The organism is Catenuloplanes japonicus (assembly GCF_000717135.1).
GTDB lineage: Bacteria > Actinomycetota > Actinomycetes > Mycobacteriales > Micromonosporaceae > Catenuloplanes > Catenuloplanes japonicus.
This window is the reverse complement of the sequence record NZ_JNXY01000015.1, coordinates 144,618-167,083: the sequence shown is the minus strand read 5'-3', so window position 1 is coordinate 167,083 and position 22,466 is coordinate 144,618. Positions and strand designations below refer to the sequence as shown.

The window sequence follows — 22,466 nt, the reverse complement described above, 5'->3', positions numbered from 1 at the left end:
ATGCGGGTGTCTGGGGAGTGGAGGCGGCGGTGATGATCTACCAGAGGTTGCCGGTGCAGCGCTGGGTGCGTGCGACCGACACGATGCTCGGTCAGATCCGTACCCTCTTCCTGGGCTTCCTGCTGCTGTGGCCGTTGATCGGGCTGTGGGGGGTCGTCCCGCACCGCGACGCGCGCCCGATCGTGGTGGCGGCGGTGGCGATCGTCGTCCTGCTCGCGTGGTCGTACGCCGGGTATCGCCGGCAGCGGTTCCCGGCCTGGAGCTGGGTTCCCGAGGGGCTGTGCGTGCTGCTGGTGGCGGCCGCCTCGGACTTCGGCGGCACCATCGGGCTGTGCTTCATGTGGGTGAACTTCCGCGCCCTGTACGGGCCGCTGCGGGAGAAGATCCTGGGCGCGGCGATGCTGGTGGTCATCATGACGTCCGGCATCGCGGTGGCCGGCATCAGTCCCGGGAACGCCGCCTCGCTGCTGTTCACCGCGCTGCTGGCGCTGACGGTCAATCATGTTCTCGCGCGTGGCAGCGGCGCCCGGGACCGGGCTGCCATGCGGGAGAGTGCGATGGCGTCGGCCGGGGCGGGCCTGGCCGCGGCGGCGACCCGGGAGGAGGCGCTGGACGTGGCGCTGGGTGCCGCGCTGGCGCTGGACCGCGAGGTGAACGCCGCCCTGCTCTTCACCGTGGCGGGTCCGGCGCTGCACGTGATCGCCGCGGCCGGCCGGGTCGGCGGCGAGGCGACCGGCTGGGTCACGGAGCTGGACCGGCTGCCCGGATCCGCCCGGGACCTGCTGAAATCCGGCGGCTACGCGGTGCTGACCGACGGCGAGGCGGAGGAGGCCACCGGCGCCCTGCGCCTGCCGGGGCACCGCGCGGTCGCGATGACGCCGCTGATGGCGAACGAGCGGGCGTTCGGCATGCTGGTGCTCGGCCTCGAGCGGCGCCCGGTCGACGACCTGTCCGCGCCGGTGGTCACGCTGGCCGGCGAGACGGCGCTCACGCTCGACCAGTTGCTGATCCGGTCGCGGCTCAGCGTGGTCGTCGAGCACCTCCCGGACGCGCTGGTGCTCGCCGGGGAGGCGGGCACCATCCGGTTCGTCAATCCCGCCGCCAGGGCGATGCTGCGCGCCGGCCTCGTCGGGCATTCGCTGTGGAGCCTGCTGCACCCGGACGACGTCCCCGCGTTGCTGGAGTCCGGCGCGACCGCCAGGCTGTGCCGGATCCGGGGCGCGGACGACGCCGGATGGACCGACGTGGAGGCGTTGCTCGAGTACGCGATCGAGCACGACGGGTCGCGCAGCATCGTGTTCACCGCGCGTGACGTCTCCGAGCGGCAGCGGCTCGAGCTGGAGCTGCGCCATGCGCAGAAGCTGGAGTCAGTAGGACGGCTGGCCGCCGGCATCGCACACGAGATCAACACGCCGATCCAGTTCATCGGGGACAACGTCCGTTTCATGGAGGACTCGTTCGCCGACGTGGTCCGGCTCTGGAGCGCGTACCGGGCCGTCCCCGCCGCGCCGGCGAGCCCGGAGGAGTTGCTGGAGGCCATGCGTGCGGTCGAGGCGGTCGCCGAGGAGATCGAGATGGACTATCTGATCGAGGAGGTGCCGAGAGCCATCACCCAGACGCTCAACGGCGTCCAGCGGGTCGCCGGGATCGTCCGGGCCATGAAGGCGTTCGGGCATCCGGGCACCGAGGAGAAGGCGCCGGCGAACCTGACCGAGGCGATCCAGAACACGCTCGTCGTGGCCGCCAACGAGATCAAGTACGTGGCGGACGTCGAGACGGACCTGGCCGACCTGCCGCCGGTGTACTGCCACCTCGGCGACATCAACCAGGTGATGCTGAATCTGCTGGTCAACGCCGCTCATGCGATCGCCGCGGCGGACCGGGGCCGGGGCACGATCCGGGTGAGCACCCGCGCGGAGGGCACCCAGGTGGTCATCGAGGTCGGCGATACCGGCACCGGTGTGCCGCCGGAGATCGCCGACAAGCTCTTCGAGCCGTTCTTCACCACCAAGGAGGTCGGGAAGGGCACCGGCCAGGGCCTCCCGCTGGTACGGACGCTGGTGGCCGACCGGCACGGCGGGACGATCGACTTCACCAGCGAACCGGGTACGGGCACGGTCTTCACCGTCCGGCTCCCGGCGACGCGCGGCGAGTCGCCGGGCACCTCGCCCGCACTCGCGGAGGTGACGTCGTGACCCGCAGGCCGCACATCCTCTTCGTCGACGACGAGCCGATGATCATCGAGGGTCTCGGGCGCATGCTCCGGCCGTGCCGGAAGCGCTGGGAGATGTCGTTCGCGGAGGGCGGTGCGGCGGCGCTGGACGTCCTGCGGTCCCGGCCGTGCGACGTGGTCGTCAGCGACTTCCGTATGCCGGGAATCGACGGCGCCGCGCTGCTCGAACATGTTCGCGCGGAATATCCGGGTACCTCCCGCATCATCCTCTCCGGTCAGACCGACGAGCACAATCTGCTGAAGATCATGATGCTGGCGCACGAGATGCTGACCAAGCCGGCCACGCCGGAGCAGCTGATCGCCACCATCGAGCGCCTGCTCGCGGTGCCGGCGGCGGACGACGGCGAGGAACGGGTGCCGGTGGCGTTCGGGGAGTCGCTGCCGAGCCCGCCGCACACGCTCATCGAGCTGGTGTCCGCGCTCGACGCGGACGACGCCTCGGCCGCGTCCATCGGCACGATCGTCGAGCGGGATCCGGCCATCACCGCGAAAGTGCTGCATCTGGTCAACTCCTCCGCGTACACGGCGGGCCGGAACGTCAGCGACGTCGGGCAGGCGATCGCGCTGCTCGGCCCGCCCACCCTGCGCGGCCTGGTCCTGCTGCACGATCTCATCCGGGTGTTCGACGCCGGCGGCACGCTGCCGGCCGCGTGGATCGACACGCTGACCCGGCATGCGATCGAGTCCTCCCGGCTGGCCCGGCTGCTCGGCGACGGCACGGAGTGGCAGAGCCACGCGTTCACCGCGGGCCTGCTGCACGAGGTGGGACAGCTGGTGATGGCGTCGGCCCGGCCCGCGGAGTTCCGCGATGCCCTCGCCGCCTGGAAGGAGGGCGACAGCACCCTGCAGGAGCAGGAGAAACGCATGTTCGACGTCTCGCACGTCCAGGTCGGCGCCCGGCTTCTCGGCCGGTGGGGACTGCCGGACGCCGTGGTGGAGGCGGTCGCCGGTCATGCGGCGCCGCTGCCGTCCGGCGCCGTCACCAGCGCGGCGGAGGCCGTGGCGCTGGCACACGCGGTCGTGGAGGCCGAGGACGGACCGGTCTGCGGCGCGCTCGCCGGGGCCACCATGGAGCTCGACGCGACCGTACGGGACGCGGTCAGCCGGTGGCACCGGGACCGGGCGCACTGACCTCCGGCGTGTCCAGCACCATCAGCGGTTCCGCCACCCCGTCCTCCAGCTCGGCGAAGTTGCGCAGCCGGGTCAGCAGCCCGGCGCTGACCTCCGGCCCGCCGCCGACGAGCAGGACACCGGACAGGCTGGTCACCGGCGCGGCGAGCACCATGCCGATCTGCAGCTCCGCCATCGTCACGCCGCGCACGCCACCGGCCGGGGCCGCGGCCAGGGCGAGCGCCTCCAGCAGCGCGGGGTCGTAGCGGCCGGCGAAGGAACGCAGCGTCGCGACCGCCACCAGCGGCGAGACCCCCTCGGTCAGCAGCGCGTCGTGGTCCTCCACCAGGCGCAGCAGTCGGCCGCCGAACGGGATCCGCTCGCCGGCCGTGCCGTCGGCCGGCGTCCCGGACCCGTCGAAGCCCTTGCGTGAGTACCGGATCGCCTCCGCCACCACGCCCAGTCGTGGAATCGGCGAGATCAGCTGCTCGGCGACCTCCGGCATCCGGTCGACCATGGCCTGCTCGGCGGGCGCCAGGCCGGCGCCGGCGGCGAGCCGCTCCGCCACCGCGGGCGGCAACGACACCACGCCCAGCTGGGACATCTGGACCGCGAGCTCCATCGCCCACCGGTCCTCGGCCTCGACGGTGTCCAGGATCGCCGAAGCCACCCGGCGCATCCGGGTGCCGCGGCCGAAAGCCGCCGGACTGACCAGCGACAGCACGTCGGTGAGCGCCTGCACGCTGCCCCGCAGCGTCTGCTCCAGCAGCTCACGCTCGGCGACCATCAGCCGGTGCTGGGCCACGCAGTCGCGCAGCGCGGTGCACATCGTCTCCTGGTCGACCGGCTTGAGCAGCATCCGGAAGACACCGCCCTGATTGACGGTGAGCGCCGCGTCGGCGAGATTCGTGTGGCCGGTGAGCAGCATCCGCGTCGCCGTCGGCACCGCCTTCCGCGCGGCGGTGAGGAACTGCGCGCCGTTGATGCCCGGCATCATGAAGTCGGACACGATCACCTCGAACGGCGCGCCCTTCCCGAGGGCGAACAGTCCGTTCGCCGCGCCGACCGCGGTCTCCACGTCGAACTCGCGCCGCAGGCTCCGGCGCAGGCCGTCCAACAGGTCCGGTTCGTCGTCGACGAGCAGGATTCGCGGCAGAGCGGACGAGGCGGCCATCACGGCTCCAGTCAACGGCCGGGACGGCGGTGGCGCCGGCCTGCGATCCTCCGCGCCATGACCCGGAATGCTGTCCAGTTTACGGTTCCCTCCCTGGCCGGAGCGGTGAATCGGCCGGGATCGCCTTCCTCATCCCCGCACGATGACGAACCTTGTCGCCAGCGCCGCCGCCAGGAACATCGCCCCGAGCAGTCCCCACCCCGGCGCGCCCAGGTCGATCGCGGTCGCGGTCACCACCACCGGCGCGGCCATCGCGCCGAGTGCGAACCCGGTGCCGTACACCCCCTGATACGCGCCGATCGCGTCCGCCGGCGCCAGCTCGAAGCTGATGGTCCAGCTCGCCGCGCTGGAGGTGATCTCGGCGAGCGTGTGCGCGGCCGCGGCGGCCAGCAGCACGAGCACCGCCACGAACCCGGGCAGCTCGCCCGCGACCGCCCACAGCAGACAGGCCAGCGCCATCAGCCAGCCCGCCCAGGTCATCACGCGGGCCGCCCCGCGCAGGTCGGACGTGCCGCGGCTGAGCCGCACCTGCAGCGCGATCACCAGGCCGGTGTTGAGCAGCAGCAGCGGTGAGACCAGCACGTCCGGCGCCGCAGTGTGGTGCACGACCCACAGCGGCACCGCGATCTCGAACAGACCGAACTGCATCCCGAAGATCCCGTGAAGCACAGTCAAGATCAAAAACTTTGTGTCACGGTACGGCCCGGAAGCACCCGGTCCGGCCACCGCTCTCGGCCCGGGGCGTGCGTCGACCCGCTCGCCGGGCAGGCCGAGCAGCAGCACCGCCGAGCTCAGGAAGAGCGCGCCCGCCGCGACCATCGTCACCCGGTAGGCGCCCGCGGTGCCGATCGCGAGCGGGATCGCGGCGCACGCGGTGCCGGCCGCGATCCCCGCGTTGGTGACCGTGCGCATCAGCGCCCGGACCCGCACCCGATCCTCCCCCGGGAACGCGCGCCCGATCGCGGCGGAGCGCACCGACGCGCCGCCCTGCTGCGCCAGCACCACCAGCGAGGCGACGACGATCAGCGTCGGCAGGTCCCGGACCAGCACGTAGGCGGTCAGCGCGGCGCCCTGGACCACGTGCAGCGCGACCAGCAGACGCCGGGAACTCCACCGGTCCGCGAGATGCCCGAAGCCCAGCGAGCTGAGCACGCCCACGCCGCCGGCCACGGTCAGCCCGAGCCCGACCGTCACGGCCGGGAGGCCCACGATGCCGATCAGGTAGAGCGAGGTGAGCGTGAAGAACGCGCCCCGGCCGACCGTGTCGACCGCGGTCACGGTGAGCAGACGGCGCAGCGCGGGATCGTCCCGGACGAGCATGGTGATGGTCACGGCTCAGTTCTGCCGGACCGCCGCCCTGAGGCCAATCGATGTAGCATATGGCTACATGATCAGGTATGTGCTGGAGCCGTCCGACGTGACCGCGATCCGGTTCGGCATCTCCCCGCTCGGCGAGCTGGGCATGGGCCTGCGCGCACTGCGGTTCCCGGAGGCGTACCCGCTGCAACGCCCCTGGATGGACCGGATCGCGCCGGTCCTGCCGCTGCTCGACCTCGCGCCGCTGCACGCGCTGGTCGACGACCGCCGCTGGGTGGCCGACTTCGTCAACCCGCGCCCCGCCTCACCGCTGACCGTCATCGACGACGAGCTGGCCGCGCTCGCCCTGATCACCCCGGAACGCCTGCGCGCCGACCTGGAACGCGTGCACGGCACCGTCCCGGACGTGTTCCGCGGCGACCACGCCACGGTCGTACACCGGATGATCGACGCGCTGACCGCGATGTGGCGGCTGTGCTTCGCACCGTCCTGGGCCCGCATGCGCGCGGTGATGGAGGCCGACATCCTCTACCGCGGCCGGGTCGCGGCCGGCGCCGGCCTCGGCACCGCACTCGGCGGCCTGTCCCCTCGGGTCACCTTCGACGGTCGGCACCTCGACGTGCGCCTGGCCTCGGGCATGACCGGCTCGCGACAGATCCGCGGCGAGGGCGTGACGCTGCTGCCCTCCATGTTCGTCAACCGGATCTGCATCCCGGCCGACGACACGCTCCCGCCGACGATCATCTACCCCGCGCGCGGCCAGGGCGCGATGTGGTCCGCTGCCACCACCCCCGACGCCGGCGCCGTCCGCGACCTGCTCGGCCCCGCCCGTGCCGCGCTGCTGGCCGCGCTCGGCGAGCCCGCCTCCTCCACCGAACTCGCGCTCCGCCTCCACGTCACCACGTCCGCCGTCAACCAGCACCTCCGCCTGCTGGCCCGCGCCGGCCTCCTCAACAGCGCCCGCTACGGCCGCAGCGTCCTCTACTACCGCAGCGACCTCGGCGAGTCCCTCACCAGCTCTTCATCCTCGTGAGGGAGTCCCTGCCGGAACCCCTTTCAGCAGAAACTTCCTCCGGACGCCGCGGTGGCGTTTGCTGGGGTCATGCCCGCAAATCGCCTGATCACGCTCAACAACGGTGTCCAGATGCCCGTGCTCGGCTTCGGGGTCTTCCAGGTCCCTGACGCGCAGACCGAGCAGGTCGTCACGGACGCTCTCGCGGCCGGCTACCGCGCCATCGACACCGCCGCCTCCTACGGCAACGAGGAGGCCGTCGGCCGCGCGATCGCCAAGAGCGGCATCCCACGCGACGAACTGTTCATCACCACCAAGATGCGGATCCAGCACACCGGCCAGGACACCGCCCGACGCGAATTCGACAGGTCCCTGCAGCGCCTCGGCCTCGACCACCTCGACCTGTACCTGATCCACCAGCCGCTCGGCGACTACTACAGCTCCTGGCACGCCATGGAAAAACTGCACGGCGAGGGCCTGATCAGGGCGATCGGCGTATCCAACTTCTACCCCGACCGCCTCGTGGACCTCATCCAGCACAACGACATCACCCCGGCCGTCAACCAGATCGAGACCCACCCGTTCTTCCAACGCGCCGACTATCAGCGGCTAATGAGCGAGCACGGCGTCCAGATCGAATCCTGGGGACCGTTCGCCGAAGGCAAGAACGACCTGTTCACCAACCCGATCCTGACCGGGATCGCAGCCGCGCACGACAAATCCGTCGCGCAGGTCGTGCTGCGCTGGCTGATCCAACGCAACGTCGTGGTCATCCCCAAGTCCGTACACCCGGAACGAATGGCCGAGAACCTCGACGTCTTCGACTTCGCGCTCACCGACGACGACCTGACCGCCATCACCGCCCTCGACACCGGCGCGACCCTCTTCTTCGACCACCGCGACCCCGAGAAGGTCACCTGGCTGGGCGGCCGCCGTGCCGACTGACGGCGGACCGCGACGCCGCAGCCTGCTGATCGGGCTGCCCGCCCTGGGCCTCGCCGGCTGCGACTCGTCGGCGTTCTGGGCCGGGCATGACCTCCCGGCCGCCTGAGGCCACGGATCAGCGGATCGCGGGCTCCGAGGTGAGGTGGGCGGTGTCGTTACGATGGCGCGTGACCTCCACGGCGACCACCTCGGTGAGTGATTGGCAGGATGCGTTCGCGGAGCTGCACGGTGCCATGCGGATCACCGTGCCGGACCGGGACGCGCCGTGGTCCAGCCGCCTCGAGGTGCGCCGGACCCGCGCGTACGGTCTGGCGCTCTGCGGGGGTGGCCGGCAGTTCGTGAGCCGCCAGTCCCGGCACATCCGTGCCGACCCGCGCGGCCGTTTCGAGCTGCTGGTCCCGCTCACCGGCAGCGCCGGCATGGAGCAGGACCGGGCGGCCGCCCAGCTCGGCCCGGACGCGATGGTGCTGTGCGATCTGGACCGCCCGCTGACCTTCACCCACCGGGACGACTTCCAGTCCATCGCGCTGATCGTGCCCGAGGAGGCGATCGCGGGCCGCAGCCGCGCGCTGACCAACGGCACCCGGCGGATCGAGGCCGGCACCGGCCTGGGCCGCGTCGTCCGGCAGCTGATCACCAGCATCCACCAGGAACACGACCTGCTCTCCGGCGCGGCCTTCGACCTGGCCTGCGACCGCCTCCTCGACCTGGTGTGCCTGGCCGCGGAGGGCGGCAGCGACTCCGCCCCGGCCGACCGGCGCACCCTCGTCGAGACCGAGATCCGGCAGTACGTCCGGCAGCACGCCGCCGAGCCCGGCCTCGACGTCACCGCCGTCGCCCGCGCGCTGGGCTGGTCGCCCCGCTACCTTCAGCAGGTGCTGCGGGACGCCGGCACCACGCCCCGCGACCTGATCCGCCGGGAGCGGCTGCTGCTCGCCCGCTCCCGGCTGGCCAGCGCTTCCTGGTCGCGGACCTCGATCGCCGGCATCGCCCGCGCCTGCGGTTTCGGCAGCCACGCGTCGTTCACGACCGCGTTCCGTGCCGAGTTCGGTGTCGCGCCCCGCGACGCGCGGTCCTAGCTCGCCCTGGTGAAGTACCGGCGGGGGTTGTCCACCAGCATCGTGGTGAGCTGCTCCCGGGTCACGCCGGCTGCGCGCAGCGCCGGCAGCACGACCTCGTGCAGGTGGCCGTAGTGCCAGTTGGGGAGCGCCTGCTCGCGGACGCCCGGCGGGAACCAGTCGATGTGGCAGGACGCGTCGTGCGACAGCACCATCCGGTCGGCGTAGCCCTCCCGGGCGAGTGCCGCCACGGTCTCCACCCGCTGGTCGCCGGGCAGCAGCACGTCCAGCCCGAAACGGTCCATGCCCAGGTAGGAGCCGTTGTCGGCGACCCGGCGCAGGTAGTCCAGGTCGGTGCTGTCCCCGCTGTGCCCGATCACCACCGTGCTCAGGTCCACGCCCGCGCTGCGCAGCACCTCCTGCGCGACCAGCCCGGTGCCGGCGCCCGGGTTGGTGTGCACGGTGATCGGCGCGCCCGTGCGTACGGCGGCCGCGGCCGTGGCCCGCATCACCCGCTCCACGGCCGGGGTCAGCCGGTCCTCGATCGCGCACTTCAGGAACGCGGCCCGGATGCCCGTGCCCGCGATGCCCTCGGTGAGCTCCCGGACGAACAGCTCGACCATCGGCTCCGGCCCGCCCAGCAGCGTGTTCGGGCCGTGATAGCGCAGGTGGTCCGGGATGTCGGAGAGCGTGTAGACGCCGGCGGCCACGATGATGTTCAGGTCGACCTGCGCGTTCACCCGCGCGATGCGGGCGACGTCGCGGCCGAGGCCGATCACGGTCGGGTCGGCGATCGTCGTGACGCCGGTCGCGGCGAGCGCCTTCAGCCGTTGTACGGCATCCGCGACGCGCTCGTCCTCGTCCCACGTCTCCGGCGCGGCCCGCCGGAACTCATCGCTGATCACGAAGACGTGCTCGTGCATGAGCACGGTCCCGAGTTCGCCGACCGGAACCGGCCCACGAACGGTGTCGACTGATGTCACTTTCCGGTCCTTCCACAGGGTGTTTCTGTTCCTCCTCGACCCTGGCCGGACGTGGCGGCAGGCGCTTTCGCCTCAGCGCACACCGCTTGCGCCGGAGCGAACAGCGGCCGTGGCGACCTCCGCGGGCTCCGACGTCACGCAGGCGATGTAGTTGTCGGGCCGGATGAGGTAGAGGCGCGGGCCCTCGCCGTCGTACACGTCGCGGGCCTCGTCCACGCGGTGGGCCGGAACCCCCACGTCGGGCAGGTCGCCGTCCCAGTCGACCGCGAGCAGCGTGAAGTGCGGGCCGCGGAGCAGGTCGAAGATCCGGCCTTCGGCCAGCGGGGCATCCGGCGCGCGATCGCCGGCCCGGAGCACGCCCTTCTCCACGCGGTCGTCGGCGGCGCTATAGGACAGCGCCAGCTGCTGCAGCGCGGGATCGTCGCGGCGCATCGCGTCCTGCTGCCGGTCGGCCAGGCGCTGGTAGAGCCGGGTGCTGATGCCGAGCACGGCCGCGGCGACCGGCAGCCGTTCCGCCTCGTAGCTGTCCAGGATCGCGTCGTCGCCGGTCGCGAGCTTCCAGCCGAGGTTGTACGCGTCCTGAATCCCGGTGTTCAGGCCCTGCCCGCCGGTCGGCGGGTGCACGTGGGCGGCGTCGCCGGCCAGGAAGACGTTGCCGACCCGGAAGCGCTGCGCCAGGCGCACGTTGGCGCGCCAGCGCGAGGTCCAGCCGACGTGCGTGACCGTGACGGACGGGTCGGCCGCGGCCAGCAGCTGTTCCACGGAGGAGTCCATGTCCGGCGAGGTGAGCTGGAAGTCGTCGGTGCCGGCGAGCGGGCACAGCGCGAGCCGCATCGAGGTGCCGTCCGGGCCCGGCCAGACGTGCCAGCTCTCCCGGTCCAGCCCGGTGAGCTTCACGTCGGCGAGGAACAGCTGCTCGTCCTCCTGGGTCTCGCCGTCGAAGGGCACGCCCAGCGCCTTGCGCACGGTGCTGCGGGCGCCGTCCGCGCCGACGACGTACCGTGCGGTGATCTTTTCGCCGTTGTCGAGCCGCAGGTGTACGCCGTCGTCGTCCTGGATCAGCGTGTCGAGCCCGACGCCGAACTCGACCGGCACGCCCCGCGCCAGCAGCTCCCCGGTGCGCCACTGCGGGACCATCAGCATGTTCGGGTACGGCACGCTCGCGGACGGTTCCTTGATCTCGTCCATCCGCCGTTCCATGGTGCCGCCGCCGGGCAGGTGGATCAGCATCGGCGGGTACGGCCCGCCCGCGGCCAGGAAGTCCTCGATCAGGCCGAGGTCGTCGAGCACCTCCAGCGTCCGCGGCTGCAAGCCCTTGCCGCGCGAGCCCTCGAACAGCGCCGGCGCCTTCTCGATGATCCGGAACGGCACCCCGTGGCGTTGCAGCTGGCGCGCCAGCGTCAGCCCGGTCGGCCCGGCACCCACGATTACGGTAAATCTCGATTCATTGAACATGAATTCACTGTAAGAACGATGTAGGGTCCTGTCAAGATCGGGCGGGGGGAGAACGCGGTGGGCAGCGGCATACGGAAGCAGCAGGCCGCCCAGACCGAGGCCGAGCTGCAGGCCGCGGCGATCCGGGTCTTCGCGCGCACCGGCTACCTGAACGCCAAGATCGTCGACATCACCGCCGAGGCCGGCCGCTCCGCCGGGATGTTCTACAAGCACTTCGCCAGCAAGGAGAAGCTGCTCGAAGCGCTCCTGTCCCGCCTCCTCGCCCAGAGCGACGAGGTCGTCGCCGACGCCGGCACCGGCCACCCCGACGACTTCCGCGACCGCGACGCCGTGCGCTGGCACGTCACCGCGTTCGTCCGCGCCTACCGCGAGCACCGGACCGTGATGATCGCGCTGCAACAGGCCGCGACCGTCGACGAGACCTTCGCCCGCCGCCAGCAGGAGATGCTCGCCCCGGACCTGGAACACCTGGCAGGCCACCTGAGCCGGCTGGACCTGCGCGTGGACCCGATCGTCGCCGCCTCGATGATGACGAACCTGATGTGGTCGTTCGCCTCCACCTGGTGGAGTCCCCCGGGCGGGCAGCCGCAGCTCACCGAGGACACGATGATCGACACGATGACCACGTTCATCCACGGCGGACTGATGGCGCTCAGCACTCCCCTGCCGCGATAGTGCCGGCGGCGAGCTCGTCGGCGCCCGGAAGACGAGGCGCCGATGAACGACTCGCCGCGTCTACCGGCTCCTGCACCTGTTGCCGGCCTTCACCCGGTCCGGCCGGATCGTGCGGTTCCGGTTCTGACGCGGGAACACCGTCGCGACGTCATCGCTGAGCCAGCGGCAGCGTCACCGTGACCGTCGTCCCCTCGCCGGGCGGGCCGTCGAGACTCCAGGACCCGCCCGCCGCGGCGACCCGGTCACGGATGCCGGTCAGGCCGTGTCCGGGACGGTGCGCCCCGCCCACGCCGTCGTCGCACACCCGCAGCCGCAGCCGGCCGCCCTCCTCCGCGACCGTCACGGACACGTGGGTGGCCTCGGCATGCCTGACGGCGTTGGTGATCGCCTCACAGGCCACGAAGTACGCCGTCAGCTCCACCGCCTCGGGCCAGCGGCTCTCGGGGATCGTGAGAAGGACGGGCAACGGGAAGCGCCCCGCGACGGACTCCAGGGCCGCGCCGAGCCCCATCTGGGTCAGGATCGCCGGATGCAAGCCGTGGGCGAGCTCCCGCAACTCGCGGGTCGCGTCCCGCAGCGTGGCGCGCGCGTCGTCGACCAGGCGCCCGGCCTCGGCCTCGCCCACCGCCTTCCGCAGGACGGACAGCTGCATCGACAACGCGAACAGTCGTTGCTGCGCCCCGTCGTGCAGGTTCTGTTCGAGCCGGCGCCGTTCCGCGAGCCCCGCCTCGACGATCCGGTGACGGGACGCGTCCACCTCCACCAGTTGCGCCCGGATACTTGCCTGAAGACGCGCGTTCTCCAGCGCGAGCATCGCCGCGCTCAGCGCCGCGTCGACAATGGACGCGTCATGCCGTGCGAGCGTGGCGTCCATCCGTACCAGCGCCAACGGGTCGCCGCTGCTGGACACGATGAGGCGGTCGCCCACAGCCCCGACGGCATCGTCGGGCGTGCCGTCGGCGCGACGGTAGCCGTCGTCGACCCGGTAGAGGATCCGCAGGGCCGGGTCGTGCAACGCGGTGCGCAGCGCGACCAGGACGTCCCCGCCGCCGCCGGGCCGGGTCAGCGACAGCACCATGTCCGCGACCGCCGCGCGGGCCAGCCGCCGCTGCAGCGCCGCGGCCAGGAAACCCGCCGGGACGGCGATCAACGCCAGCGGCTCGACCAGTTGCAGCAGCATCCCCAGGACACGGCCGTCGGACAGCGCGAGCGCGAACCGGCGGGCACCTATCTCGGCAACCGCGGCGATGGCCGCCACCAGCACCGGCGTGAGCGCACGGCGCTGCAGGCCCCTGGCACGGGCCAGTCGTACGCCCAGCAGACCGACCGCGGTCAGCGCGATGACGACGTAGCCCGCCCGGCTGATCGCCTCGACGAGCAGGCCCGTCCGCGGGCTGGCCGGACCGCCGAACAGCAGCGTCGGCTCCCTGCCGTGGATCGGGATGCCCTTCGTCGCCGCGACGGCCACGCTGGACGCCTCGATCCACACGAACGCGAGCACCACGAACACACGCTGGTACCGGTGCGCGAGCCGCTCCCCCGGATATCGCAACAGGACGGTCAGCGCGACGATCGTGAACGGCCCGCCGCACAACCACCCGGCCAGCTTCAGCGGCACCGAACCCCAGTGCTCCAGCCCGACCCCGGCCCACGCGAGACCCGCCAGGACGAACAGGCGCCCGTTGGCGCGCTGATCGTCCTCGGCACCGAGCAGCGCGCCGGTCAGCATGTAGAGCACGCCCACGAGACCACCGGCGACCGCCAGCACCGGCCGGTACGGCACCACCGGCCACTGCGCGGCCACGGCCAGCACGCATCCCACCGCGACGGCCGTGCGCGGACCGAGCCACCACCGTCGCCCCGGGTCCGCGGCCGGTCGGCCGGTCATCAGGGCTGCGTCTGCCGCAGGTAGGCCAGCACCGCCAGCACCCTCAGGTTGACGTCGCTGCGGCCACCGTCCTCCACCGACGGCAGCCCCAGCGTCTGCCCGATCGACGTCACCCGCTTCTCGACCGTCTTGACGCTGTAGCTCAGGTGCGTCGCGATGGCGGAGTTGGAACGACCCTCGGCGATCAGGGCCAGGATCTGCCGTTCCGAGGGGGCGAGCTGGTCCAGCGGGTTGGCCAGCCGCGGCCGGCGGAAGACCTCCTGCACCACGTGCGAGTCGATCACGGTCTCCCCGGCCGCGACCCACCTGGCCGCCTCGAGGAAACGCACGGTGTCCTGCACCCGGTCCTTGACGATGTAGCCGACGGCCCGATCGGCGATCTTGAGCAGCCTGACCGCGTACGCCGCGTCCGGATAGTGCGTGAGAATCAGCAGACCCGCCCCGGGGTGCCGGTCCCGGATCTGCGCGGCCGCCTCGATCCCCTCGTCACGGAACGTGGGCGGCATCCGGATGTCGGAGATCACCAGGTCCGGCGGATCGGCGTCCACGATCGCGAGCAACTCGGGCAGCGAACCCGCCTGTCCACAGACGACCATGCCGTTCTCGGTCAGCAGACGGGCCAGCAGTTCCCTCAGCAAGCCCGAGTCCTCGGCGATCACCACACGCAGCGCTGCCCCCAATGACACGCCCGCTTCCGGCGTGGTGCGGCAGCGTTGCTCCCGCGGGCAAACCTCGCCGTCCGCCAAGCCTCCGCTGGCGCTCCGCTTGCCTCCCGGCATCGGAGCCGGTTCCGCGCGGCGCGGGGAAGAGCACGCAACCCCCGCCGCACTCACGTTGCGCGAGGCGCGTCCCACCCTCGCGCGCGCCGCCCTTCCATGATCGGGGCGTCCCCCAATGCCGTTCCAGCAACATGAGGGACGCCCTGATCACGGGAAGGGGTGCCCGAGGCTGGCGCGCGGGCGGGGGTTTGGGTTGAGCCCAGCCACCCGCGGCAGCGGAAGGGAGGAGCGCCAGCGACGACCGGTGCCCGCGGGAGCATGCGGACCGCCACCACCGCGACGTGGGAAATCCAGAATTTGATCTTGATCTTAATTCGCCTTACGGTCAATCAAGTCAATTGACAGGGTGCCTAGTGAATTTGCTAGGGTGTCGGCATGACCGCTCGTCAATACAGTTCGCCGCGGCGGGACGCTGCAGCGGCCGCTACCCGCGAGGCCGTCCTCGACGCGGCCCTGGCGCTGTTCACCGCGCGCGGATACGCGGGAGCGTCGATCGTGGACGTCGCGAGATCCGCGGGGGTGACGACGGCGACGATCTACGCGTCCGTCGGGAGCAAGCCCGATCTGGTGCTGCGGCTGATGGAGCGCAACGTCCACCATCCCGAGGTGGAGGACGTGTTCGCCGCCGTGGAGCGGGCGACCGATCCGGCCGACGTGATCGCGCGGCTGGTCGCGGGCGTGCTCCTGGTGCAGCGCGGCACCTATCCGCTGCTGGCGCTGCTGAAGGACGCCGCGCGGGTCGAGCCCTCGGTCGCCGCGCTCGCGACCGAGGCCGAGCGGCTGTCCCGCGAGCGGTTCGGCCGGATCGTCGAGCGCCTCCGGGCGCTCGGCGCGCTGCTGCCGGAGGTGAGCCCGCGCAGCGCGGTCGACGTGTTCTGGTTCTACCTGGGCGTGCAGTCGTGGGAGCAGCGGTCGTCGATCACCTGGGAGTCCCCGGAGATCGAGCAGGCGTTCCTGACCCGGCAGCTCACGCACGCCCTCGTCCGCCCCGCGAAAATTCTGAGAGAAGGAACGTCATGACCGCGTTCGACGTGATGCTCGACGCCTACCGCACGTGGGTGGACCCGATGTCGAGGAAGGTGACCGCGGTGGCGCTGCGCCGGGCCGGCCTCGCGCCGCACAGCCGGGTGCTCGACGTGGCGGCCGGCCTCGGCGCGCTCGCGTTGCCGGCCGCCGAGGCCGGGCACCGGGTCCACGCCATCGACCTGGCGGAACAGATGCTGGCCGCGCTCGGGACCGCGCTCGCGCCGTATCCGGAGTCGACGGTCGAGGTCATGGACGCCACCGCGCTGACGTTTCCCGACGACACCTTCGACGCGGCGTTCTCCATGTTCGGCATCTTCTTCTTCGGCGACGGCGTGGCCGGTGCGCTCGCCGAGATGCGCCGGGTGACCAGGCCGGGCGGCGTCGTCGTGGCCGCGCACTGGGCGGACCCGATGGGCGGCCCGATGTTCACGCTGCTCTCGCGCGCGGCCGCGCGACTCGGCGACCTGCCCCCGATCGGTACGTGGGGGTTCGGCTTTCTGGAGGGCGCGGATCTGGAACGTGCGCTGCGCGGCGCCGGCTGCACGGAGGCGTCCAGCGAGCCGTTCGAGATCGACTACGTGCTGCCGGAGCCGGAGCGCGCCCTCGACGAGATGCACACCCTGTTCCTGAACCACCCCGACTACCCGCACGACCTGTCCCCCGCGCAGCACGAGCGACTGCGGGTGGCGCTGGCCGAGGAGGTCCGGCGCAACGACTCGTCGGCTGAGCTGCGGGTGCGCGCCCGGGTCAACATCGTGGTCGGCCACGTTCCGCGGTAGGGCGTCACTGTTGCCACCACTGTGCAATCAGCCCAGAATGACGATCATGGTCGCCCCCGCCTACCGCCTGCGTACCGCCGAGTCCGCGGACGTGCCCGGTGCGCGCCGGGTCATGCTCGACACGGTCTACCGGGACTTCGGCACCGGGTACGTGCCGCGGTGGCACGGCGACATCATCGACGTCGAGGGCTCCTACCTCGCGCCGGAGCGGCACACGCTGCTCGTCGCGGAGCATGACGGCGAGGTGGTGGCGACCGGCGGCGTCCGGTCGCACGGGCCGGCCGGGCCGCCGTGGCTGGCCGCACGCTACCCGTCGGGGACGACCGCGCAGCTCTGCCGGGTCTACGTCGATCCGGCGCACCGCCGCCAGGGGCTGGCCCGCGCGATCGTCGACCGGCTGCTCGGGTTCATCGCGGCCGACGGCGGATACACCGACGCCTACCTGCACACCGACCCGGTCTCGCCCGGCGCGGAGGCGTTCTGGACCGCGCTGGCCGAGCGGGTCCACGACGAGCGCCCGGAGCCGCACGGCTCCGGGACCGTCCACTTCGTACTGCCGATCCCGGCCCGGAGCTGAGCCTCAGGCGATGGTGAAGCCGGCCGTGCGCAGCCGCACGGCCAGTTCCTCGCCGAACGCGACGGACGGGGTGATCAGGCCGTGCGGGCCGGCGTCGCGTGTGGCCAGCAGCAGGGCGCACTCGCAGGCGCCGATCGCGGAGACGCGGCTGCCGGGGTCGCCGGGAGCGAGCAGCGACACCTCGGCGGTGCGCCCCGAGGCGTCGCTGCCCCACACGCGCAGGCGCAGGCGGCCGTTCTCCACCTGGTGCGCGGACGGGCCCGCGCCGGGCGGCGTGAGGCGGGTGAGGAGCGCGCGGGTGGGACGCCGCCGGACCGCCGCGTGCATCACGGCGAGCAGCAGGCGTGTGGTGACCGTGCGGGCGACGCCGAGCGGGCCGGGGAACGCGAGGTATTCCTGGAAGCGCAGGCCGGGGCGGCCGGACAGGGTGGCGCTGAGTCGGACCGCCCGGGTGTCGGACAGGCCGGTGGGCGAGGCCGCGACCCAGGCGCGCAGGTCGCGGTCGTAGCGCAGGCCGCGCGGATCACGCTCGACCGGGTCGGGGCTCCGGGGCGGGCCGAGCAGCATCGGGTCCCGCTCGCCCTCCTCGTCGCCGGAGTCGACCGCGTCGATCATGCTGGCGACCGTACCCCCGCTGAAGGTGCCGTTTCCCGGGTCCAGGATCGCTTTGGCCAGCGTGAGGCCGCCGTCGAGCTTGCGGTCGAGCAGATGGACGGCGAGGTCGGCGGGGAGCGAGCAGAGGCCGGCGAACGGCACGATCCGCACGTGGGCGGCGCGCGCGGCCGCGTCGTGCCGGTCGATCAGCCGGCGGATCCGTGCGAGGTCGCCGCTGATGTCGCAGTAGTGGGTGCCCGCCGCGATGCAGGCCTCTACCAGCAGGTCGCCGTAGAGCGCGAACGGGCCGGCGAAGCTGACCACCACGCGGGTACGGCCGGCGAGCGCCGCGAGTTCGCCGGGCGCGGTCGCGTCGGCCACCAGCGCGGGGACCGGCGCGCCGAGCGCGGCCAGCCGGGTGGCGTCGCGTCCGGCGACGGCCCAGCGCAGGTCGCGGGGCGCGTGCGCGGTGAGGTGGGCGACTGCCTGGCGTCCGACGAAGCCGGTCGCGCCGTACACCACCAGATCGAACTCGCGAGACGACATGGCCATCAGCCTTCCGGCGGATGCCACCCGGTGTCAAGTGCTACTCGGTGGCACTTTGCGGGTCGTACGATGCAGCCATGACCACACTCCGCGAGCGGCACAAGGACCGGACCCGGCAGGCCCTGGTCGGCGCCGCACTGCCGCTCTTCCTCGCGGAGGGGTTCGACGCGGTCACGGTCGAGCGGCTCTGCGCGGAGACGGAGGTCTCCAAGCGCACGTTCTTCCGGTACTACCGCAGCAAGGAGGAGCTGGCGCTCGCGCCGCTCAACGACCTGTGGGACGCCTTCCTGCACACCGTCACGCGGACACCGCCGTCCGGGCCGCTGGTGGCCGCGCTGACCGACGCGCTGGTCACCACGATCGAGGCGATGCCGGACGGCTGGGAGGCACAGGCCCGGGACAGCATCCGGATCGCGGCGGAGTCCCCGGCCGTGGACGCGGCCGCGATCTCCTCGTGCGAGCAGCACAGTTTCCAGGCGCTGGACGTCGTCGCCGCGACGCTGCCCGCGGACCCGGCGACACGCCGGCACGCGCGGCTGGCCCGCGGCATCCTCGTGGTCGCCTACCGCGAGGCGATGGACGAGTGGCACCTCACCGGCGCCACCGACCGCGCGCGGCTGTGCACGGCCGTCCGGGAGAACACCGCCGCGCTACCGCAGGCGCTCGATCTGCACACCGTCACCGGGTGAGTTCGGAGGCGATCTCCAGTGCGGCGTCCGCGCGCGCCCCGCTGTCGCCGCCGACCGCGGCCAGGAACAGCGCGGACAGGGCGAGCTGCCCGCGGAGGAGGCCCGCGGCGTCAGGGGTGGGCGCCAGGAGTGCGCCGATCGCGTCCATCCGCTTGTTGTAGTCCTCGGTGGCGGACAGGTCGCGGATCGCGGCCTCGCTGGCCTGCGCGAATCGCGTGAACGTCCCCCACGGTCCGCGGAGCAGGTCGTGGAGGCGCCGGAGCGTCTCGTGGCGGTTCGCCCGGCCGGACGGCTGCGACCGTGACCAGTCGATGATGTCGTCGACGGACTGCGCCAGGTCGGCGTGCAGCGCGGCGAGGATCTCCCCCTTGTTGCGGTAGTGGTAGTACAGCGCGGGCCGCGTGATGCCGAGCCGCTCCGCGATCTGCAGCAGCGTGCCGCGCTCGTAGCCGACCTCGGAGAACACCTCCAGCGCGACCGCGTGGATGCGCTGCCGCGTGTCGGTGCGACGTCGGTCTGTTCCGGTGTTCACCCTTGACCCCCTTCGCCGAGGAGCCTAGCGTGTCGATCACCAAGTAGCTTACTTTCGTGTAAGTAATCTGAATCGGGGACGTTTCCGCATGATCATTTTCATCACCGGGGTACGCGGCGGGCTCGGCCGTGCCTTCGCCGAAGCGGCGCTGGCCGACGGGCACACCGTGGTCGGCACGGTGCGCACCGGCGACGCCGTGGCCGAGTTCGAGCGGCTGGCACCCGGCCGGGCGATCGGCCGGGTGCTCGACGTCGGCGCCGGCACGGACCACCTGGCCCAGGCGCTGGTCGCCGACGTCGAGGCGACGGCCGGGGCGATCGACGTGCTGATCGCCAACGCGGGCTACGGGCACGAGGGCAGCTTCGAGGAGTCGTCGATGGACGAGCTCCGGGCACAGTTCGCGGTCAACGTGTTCGGGCCGGTCGCGCTCATGAAGGCGGTCCTGCCCGGCATGCGGGTGCGGCGGCGCGGTCACATCATCACCATCACGTCGGTCGGTGGCCTGGTGCCGGGGCCGACGCTGTCGTTCTACAACGGGAGCAAGTTCGCGCTGGAGGGGATCACGCGGGCGCTCGCGGCCGAGGTCGCCGCCTTCGGGGTGCGGGTGACCGCGGTCGCGCCGGGCGCCTTCCGTACCGAATGGTCGGGTCGGTCGATGGTTCGTGCCACGCGCGGCATCGCCGACTACGACGGGCTCGTCGACCGGATCAGCGCGGCGCGGGCCGCGTTCAACGGCAGCCAACCGGGCGATCCGGCCAGGGCCGCCGCCGCGGTGATGCGCCTGATCTCGCTCGCCGAGCCACCGGTGCAACTGCTGCTGGGCAGCGACGCGCTCGCCGGCGTCACGACCGCGCTGCAGGCGTCCGGCGAACAGATCGCACGGAATCGAGACCTGACCCTGAGCACCGACCACCCCGCCTGAGGAGAACAGACATGCCCACACTTGCCATCGTCGGCGCAGGACCCGGCCTCGGCGCGTCCCTCGCCCGCCGATTCGGGCGTGACGGATACCGCGTCGCGCTGATCTCCCGGAACCCCGCATCGCTGACGGAGCGGCTCCGCGGCGACGGCGTCGACGCCTACGGCTATCCGGCGGACGTGCTGGTGCCGCGGACGCTGCACGACGCGCTCACCTCGGCTGCGGAGGATCTCGGCGGCGTCGACTTCCTCGAATACTCGCCCGCGCCCGGCCAGGCCGGTCCGCTCGCACCCGTCGCCGCCACTGATCTGACCGTCGAGAGCGTCTCCCGGCAGATCGAGTACTACCTGTACGGCGGCATCACCGCGGTCCAGGCCGTGCTGCCCGCCATGATCTCGCGCGGATCCGGGACCATCGTGGTCAGCACCGGCGCCTCCTCCGGCCCGGTCATCCACCCGCCGTTCGGCAACATCGCCGCCGCCACCGCCGCCCTGCGCAACTGGACCCTGCACCTGCACGCCGCGCTGGCCCCACAGGGCATCTACGCCGCCCACGTCGCCATCGCCGCCTGGATCGGCCGAGGCGGCCCGAAGTCCGATCCGGACGTCATCGCCGAGTCCTACGCCGAACTCGTACGAGACCGCACCGAGCCAGAACTCTTCTACCTCGACGAGTCACTCAGCGGCCTATAGACAGACGGGCTTGCAGGTCCGCCAAACCAGCTCGTACGTAAGAAATGCATTGAGTACGCATGACCGCGCCCGCGAAGCGGCTGGGACAACATTCCGTCCATTGGGCACAGTTATCCTGAGGTCGTTAGTTCACAGGACGGCGTGCAGGTGGCGGTACTGACCGCGCTGTCGCTCGAGCACGCGCTGCGGCTGCACCAGCACCGCCCCGGCGCCCTGGTCCGGCTGGCCGGATACCTGCACGAACGCACTGGTGGGATGATCGGCAGCCTGTCGCACCTGATCCGCGACGCCGCCATCGAGGCCATCTTCGACAGCACCGAACGCATCACCAAGGCCGGCCTGGACACCGTCGTGCTTGACCACGCTGCCGAGCACCCACGAGCCCTCACCGCCCCACCGACGCCCCGGCCACGCCGCGACGCCCGCACACGCCGCGCTGCCTCGGCATGAGCACCAGACCCGACTACTCGCAGACCGAGCTGCGGACGCTGCCGCTCCGGATCGCGCCGCTGCCTGGCGAACTGATGATCTCGTTCCTGCGCCGCCTCGCGCACGCCAACCACGTCGACACCGGCCTGCTGGTGCGCCACCTCAGCGACTCCTACCACCACGGCATGCAGCCGCTGCCCACCCAAGACCTGATCCTCAACCGCGCCGCACGGCAGCGCCTGGCGGTGCTGGCCGGCTATCGGAGCCGGTGCTACGCACCACGCTGTCCACCCGCACCGCCTTCTCCGACGAAGACGCCGAAAGGCCGTCGCGGTTCTGGGACGCGTTCGTGCTCAAGGACCCGGCGGTGGTCCGGCCCTGCTCGCTCTGCGCGGCCCGCCGCGGCGCCCGGATACCCGCGCTGGTCCGGATCCGGCGCGATGCGCTGCCCGTCTGCGTCCAGCACCGCCGCACCCTGGTCAGCTTCCGCGACGAGTTGCTGCGCGCCCGGCGCAGCACCACGGTCCTGCCACCCGCCGTCGAGCTGTCCTTGGATGCCACCCCCGAGATCCTGGAGGCGATACACCGCTACCGCATCCTGCGGCGCCGGCGCCGCAGCACCGTCGAGGCCGCGTTCGCCGCCGCCACGCACCTCACCACCAGCCGGTCCAGCTGGCCACGCCGCCGGCACGAGCAAGACCCGATCGTCGAGCGCTGGCGTGAACGCGGGCGGCTCCTGCCCGGCATCGGCGGCCAGGTCACCCGCTTCCAGAGACCATCGCGCTGACCGCGCTGTTCTCCAGCGTCCCCGCCCTGCTGAACACCCCGCGCGGTGCCGCCGGCGATCCCAGCGGCATGGTGTTCCTGCTGCACGCCGCCCGCCACCTCGACCGTCCCGCACCACACCAGCTGCTGCGCCGGCAGCACCCGATCAGCGGATGGGCCCGAGCGCCCGAGCTAGCCGCCTGGCAGTGGCGTAACACCCGCGAACCCGACCGCAGCATCCACGCCGTCCTGCTCGCCAACGACATATCGACGTCGACGGCGTCGACAC

The 22,466-nt window shown here is 72.1% G+C and carries 22 protein-coding genes and 1 pseudogene; 15 read left to right on the top strand and 8 right to left on the bottom strand.

The annotated features are described in order from the left end of the window. Window positions 1-32 precede the first annotated feature (32 nt). Together OP04_RS49910 and OP04_RS21420 are read left to right on the top strand one after the other, a co-directional pair. Window positions 33-2,195, top strand: coding sequence for an ATP-binding protein (locus OP04_RS49910; RefSeq protein WP_232323689.1), 2,163 nt, complete (start codon window positions 33-35; stop codon window positions 2,193-2,195). Then, a complete protein-coding gene (locus tag OP04_RS21420; RefSeq protein ID WP_051798530.1) occupies window positions 2,192-3,364 on the top strand; it encodes an HDOD domain-containing protein in 1,173 nt (390 codons plus the stop codon). Before OP04_RS49910 ends, OP04_RS21420 begins: the two co-directional genes overlap by 4 nt. Here OP04_RS21420 and OP04_RS21415 read toward each other — a convergent pair. Next, entirely contained in the window at window positions 3,333-4,517 is a 1,185-nt protein-coding gene (locus OP04_RS21415; RefSeq protein ID WP_051798527.1) for an HD domain-containing phosphohydrolase, read from the bottom strand. The two genes, OP04_RS21420 and OP04_RS21415, sit on opposite strands and share 32 nt — an antisense overlap. Before the next feature lie 129 nt (window positions 4,518-4,646). Beyond that, entirely contained in the window at window positions 4,647-5,849 is a 1,203-nt protein-coding gene (locus OP04_RS21410; RefSeq protein WP_051798525.1) for an MFS transporter, read from the bottom strand. Between the two features lie 55 nt (window positions 5,850-5,904). Between OP04_RS21410 and OP04_RS21405 the strand changes: the two genes are divergently transcribed. From OP04_RS21405 to OP04_RS21395, 3 genes are all read left to right on the top strand, one after another. Next, on the top strand, window positions 5,905-6,867 hold the full coding sequence (locus tag OP04_RS21405) for a helix-turn-helix domain-containing protein (RefSeq protein WP_033341536.1): 963 nt from the start codon (window positions 5,905-5,907) through the stop codon (window positions 6,865-6,867). A 69-nt stretch (window positions 6,868-6,936) separates the two neighbouring features. Beyond that, the gene (locus OP04_RS21400) at window positions 6,937-7,791 is read left to right on the top strand and encodes an aldo/keto reductase (protein ID WP_033341535.1); all 855 of its coding nucleotides are present in this window, start codon (window positions 6,937-6,939) and stop codon (window positions 7,789-7,791) included. Between the two features lie 167 nt (window positions 7,792-7,958). Next, window positions 7,959-8,870 (top strand): AraC family transcriptional regulator, encoded by a 912-nt coding sequence (locus OP04_RS21395; protein ID WP_033341534.1) that lies wholly within the window; start codon window positions 7,959-7,961, stop codon window positions 8,868-8,870. Here OP04_RS21395 and OP04_RS21390 read toward each other — a convergent pair. Then, the gene (locus OP04_RS21390; protein ID WP_033341533.1) at window positions 8,867-9,832 is read right to left on the bottom strand and encodes a phosphotriesterase family protein; all 966 of its coding nucleotides are present in this window, start codon (window positions 9,830-9,832) and stop codon (window positions 8,867-8,869) included. The genes OP04_RS21395 and OP04_RS21390 overlap by 4 nt on opposite strands. 72 nt (window positions 9,833-9,904) lie before the next feature. Beyond that, entirely contained in the window at window positions 9,905-11,287 is a 1,383-nt protein-coding gene (locus OP04_RS21385; RefSeq protein WP_033341532.1) for an FAD-dependent monooxygenase, read from the bottom strand. A gap of 57 nt (window positions 11,288-11,344) precedes the next feature. Between OP04_RS21385 and OP04_RS21380 the strand changes: the two genes are divergently transcribed. After that, complete coding sequence (locus tag OP04_RS21380; RefSeq protein ID WP_033341531.1) at window positions 11,345-11,962, top strand: TetR/AcrR family transcriptional regulator; 618 nt, start codon at window positions 11,345-11,347, stop codon at window positions 11,960-11,962. 148 nt (window positions 11,963-12,110) lie between these two features. Here OP04_RS21380 and OP04_RS21375 read toward each other — a convergent pair whose 3' ends face one another. Both OP04_RS21375 and OP04_RS21370 read right to left on the bottom strand, forming a co-directional pair. Then, the gene (locus tag OP04_RS21375) at window positions 12,111-13,850 is read right to left on the bottom strand and encodes a sensor histidine kinase (RefSeq protein WP_051798523.1); all 1,740 of its coding nucleotides are present in this window, start codon (window positions 13,848-13,850) and stop codon (window positions 12,111-12,113) included. Further along, window positions 13,850-14,536 (bottom strand): response regulator transcription factor, encoded by a 687-nt coding sequence (locus OP04_RS21370; protein ID WP_198153922.1) that lies wholly within the window; start codon window positions 14,534-14,536, stop codon window positions 13,850-13,852. The genes OP04_RS21375 and OP04_RS21370 overlap by 1 nt, the downstream gene beginning before the upstream one ends. Window positions 14,537-15,004: 468 nt before the next feature. Between OP04_RS21370 and OP04_RS49905 the strand changes: the two genes are divergently transcribed. From OP04_RS49905 to OP04_RS21355, 3 genes are read left to right on the top strand one after another with little or no spacing between them, the layout of a single operon-like run. Then, window positions 15,005-15,649, top strand: coding sequence for a TetR/AcrR family transcriptional regulator (locus tag OP04_RS49905; protein ID WP_051798521.1), 645 nt, complete (start codon window positions 15,005-15,007; stop codon window positions 15,647-15,649). Beyond that, the gene (locus OP04_RS49900) at window positions 15,646-16,434 is read left to right on the top strand and encodes a class I SAM-dependent methyltransferase (protein WP_051798497.1); all 789 of its coding nucleotides are present in this window, start codon (window positions 15,646-15,648) and stop codon (window positions 16,432-16,434) included. Before OP04_RS49905 ends, OP04_RS49900 begins: the two co-directional genes overlap by 4 nt. 46 nt (window positions 16,435-16,480) lie before the next feature. Then, window positions 16,481-17,011: a GNAT family N-acetyltransferase gene (locus OP04_RS21355; RefSeq protein ID WP_033341648.1), complete on the top strand. Its 531-nt coding sequence runs from the start codon at window positions 16,481-16,483 to the stop codon at window positions 17,009-17,011. Window positions 17,012-17,014: 3 nt separating this feature from the next. Here OP04_RS21355 and OP04_RS21350 read toward each other — a convergent pair whose 3' ends face one another. Further along, window positions 17,015-18,151 carry a saccharopine dehydrogenase family protein gene (locus OP04_RS21350; protein WP_033341529.1) on the bottom strand — a complete coding sequence of 379 codons (1,137 nt, stop codon included), beginning with the start codon at window positions 18,149-18,151 and terminating at the stop codon, window positions 17,015-17,017. A gap of 77 nt (window positions 18,152-18,228) precedes the next feature. Here OP04_RS21350 and OP04_RS21345 point away from each other — a divergent pair, with 77 nt between their 5' ends. Next, entirely contained in the window at window positions 18,229-18,840 is a 612-nt protein-coding gene (locus OP04_RS21345) for a TetR/AcrR family transcriptional regulator (protein WP_033341528.1), read from the top strand. Here OP04_RS21345 and OP04_RS21340 read toward each other — a convergent pair. Further along, entirely contained in the window at window positions 18,830-19,372 is a 543-nt protein-coding gene (locus tag OP04_RS21340; RefSeq protein ID WP_033341527.1) for a TetR/AcrR family transcriptional regulator, read from the bottom strand. The two genes, OP04_RS21345 and OP04_RS21340, sit on opposite strands and share 11 nt — an antisense overlap. Window positions 19,373-19,460: 88 nt before the next feature. Between OP04_RS21340 and OP04_RS21335 the strand changes: the two genes are divergently transcribed. From OP04_RS21335 to OP04_RS55760, 5 genes and pseudogenes are all read left to right on the top strand, one after another. Further along, entirely contained in the window at window positions 19,461-20,294 is an 834-nt protein-coding gene (locus OP04_RS21335) for an oxidoreductase (protein WP_033341526.1), read from the top strand. A gap of 11 nt (window positions 20,295-20,305) precedes the next feature. Continuing rightward, window positions 20,306-20,983, top strand: coding sequence for an SDR family NAD(P)-dependent oxidoreductase (locus OP04_RS21330; protein WP_033341525.1), 678 nt, complete (start codon window positions 20,306-20,308; stop codon window positions 20,981-20,983). Window positions 20,984-21,130: 147 nt separating this feature from the next. After that, a complete protein-coding gene (locus OP04_RS21325) occupies window positions 21,131-21,433 on the top strand; it encodes a hypothetical protein (protein ID WP_198153921.1) in 303 nt (100 codons plus the stop codon). Then, window positions 21,430-21,621: pseudogene (locus OP04_RS56830) on the top strand (TniQ family protein); the annotation flags it as partial. The gene OP04_RS21325 and the pseudogene OP04_RS56830, both read left to right, overlap by 4 nt. Before the next feature lie 59 nt (window positions 21,622-21,680). Continuing rightward, window positions 21,681-22,199: a hypothetical protein gene (locus OP04_RS55760; RefSeq protein ID WP_033341523.1), complete on the top strand. Its 519-nt coding sequence runs from the start codon at window positions 21,681-21,683 to the stop codon at window positions 22,197-22,199. Window positions 22,200-22,466 lie beyond the last annotated feature (267 nt).

Coding starts and splice junctions, on each gene's coding strand:
- OP04_RS49910 (WP_232323689.1), top strand. CDS start 33: ATGATCTACCAGAGGTTGCCGGTGCAGCGCTGGGTGCGTGCGACCGAC.
- OP04_RS21415 (WP_051798527.1), bottom strand. CDS start 4,517: ATGGCCGCCTCGTCCGCTCTGCCGCGAATCCTGCTCGTCGACGACGAA.
- OP04_RS21405 (WP_033341536.1), top strand. CDS start 5,905: ATGATCAGGTATGTGCTGGAGCCGTCCGACGTGACCGCGATCCGGTTC.
- OP04_RS21400 (WP_033341535.1), top strand. CDS start 6,937: ATGCCCGCAAATCGCCTGATCACGCTCAACAACGGTGTCCAGATGCCC.
- OP04_RS21385 (WP_033341532.1), bottom strand. CDS start 11,287: ATGTTCAATGAATCGAGATTTACCGTAATCGTGGGTGCCGGGCCGACC.
- OP04_RS21375 (WP_051798523.1), bottom strand. CDS start 13,850: ATGACCGGCCGACCGGCCGCGGACCCGGGGCGACGGTGGTGGCTCGGT.
- OP04_RS49905 (WP_051798521.1), top strand. CDS start 15,005: ATGACCGCTCGTCAATACAGTTCGCCGCGGCGGGACGCTGCAGCGGCC.
- OP04_RS49900 (WP_051798497.1), top strand. CDS start 15,646: ATGACCGCGTTCGACGTGATGCTCGACGCCTACCGCACGTGGGTGGAC.
- OP04_RS21355 (WP_033341648.1), top strand. CDS start 16,481: ATGGTCGCCCCCGCCTACCGCCTGCGTACCGCCGAGTCCGCGGACGTG.
- OP04_RS21350 (WP_033341529.1), bottom strand. CDS start 18,151: ATGTCGTCTCGCGAGTTCGATCTGGTGGTGTACGGCGCGACCGGCTTC.
- OP04_RS21345 (WP_033341528.1), top strand. CDS start 18,229: ATGACCACACTCCGCGAGCGGCACAAGGACCGGACCCGGCAGGCCCTG.
- OP04_RS21335 (WP_033341526.1), top strand. CDS start 19,461: ATGATCATTTTCATCACCGGGGTACGCGGCGGGCTCGGCCGTGCCTTC.
- OP04_RS21330 (WP_033341525.1), top strand. CDS start 20,306: ATGCCCACACTTGCCATCGTCGGCGCAGGACCCGGCCTCGGCGCGTCC.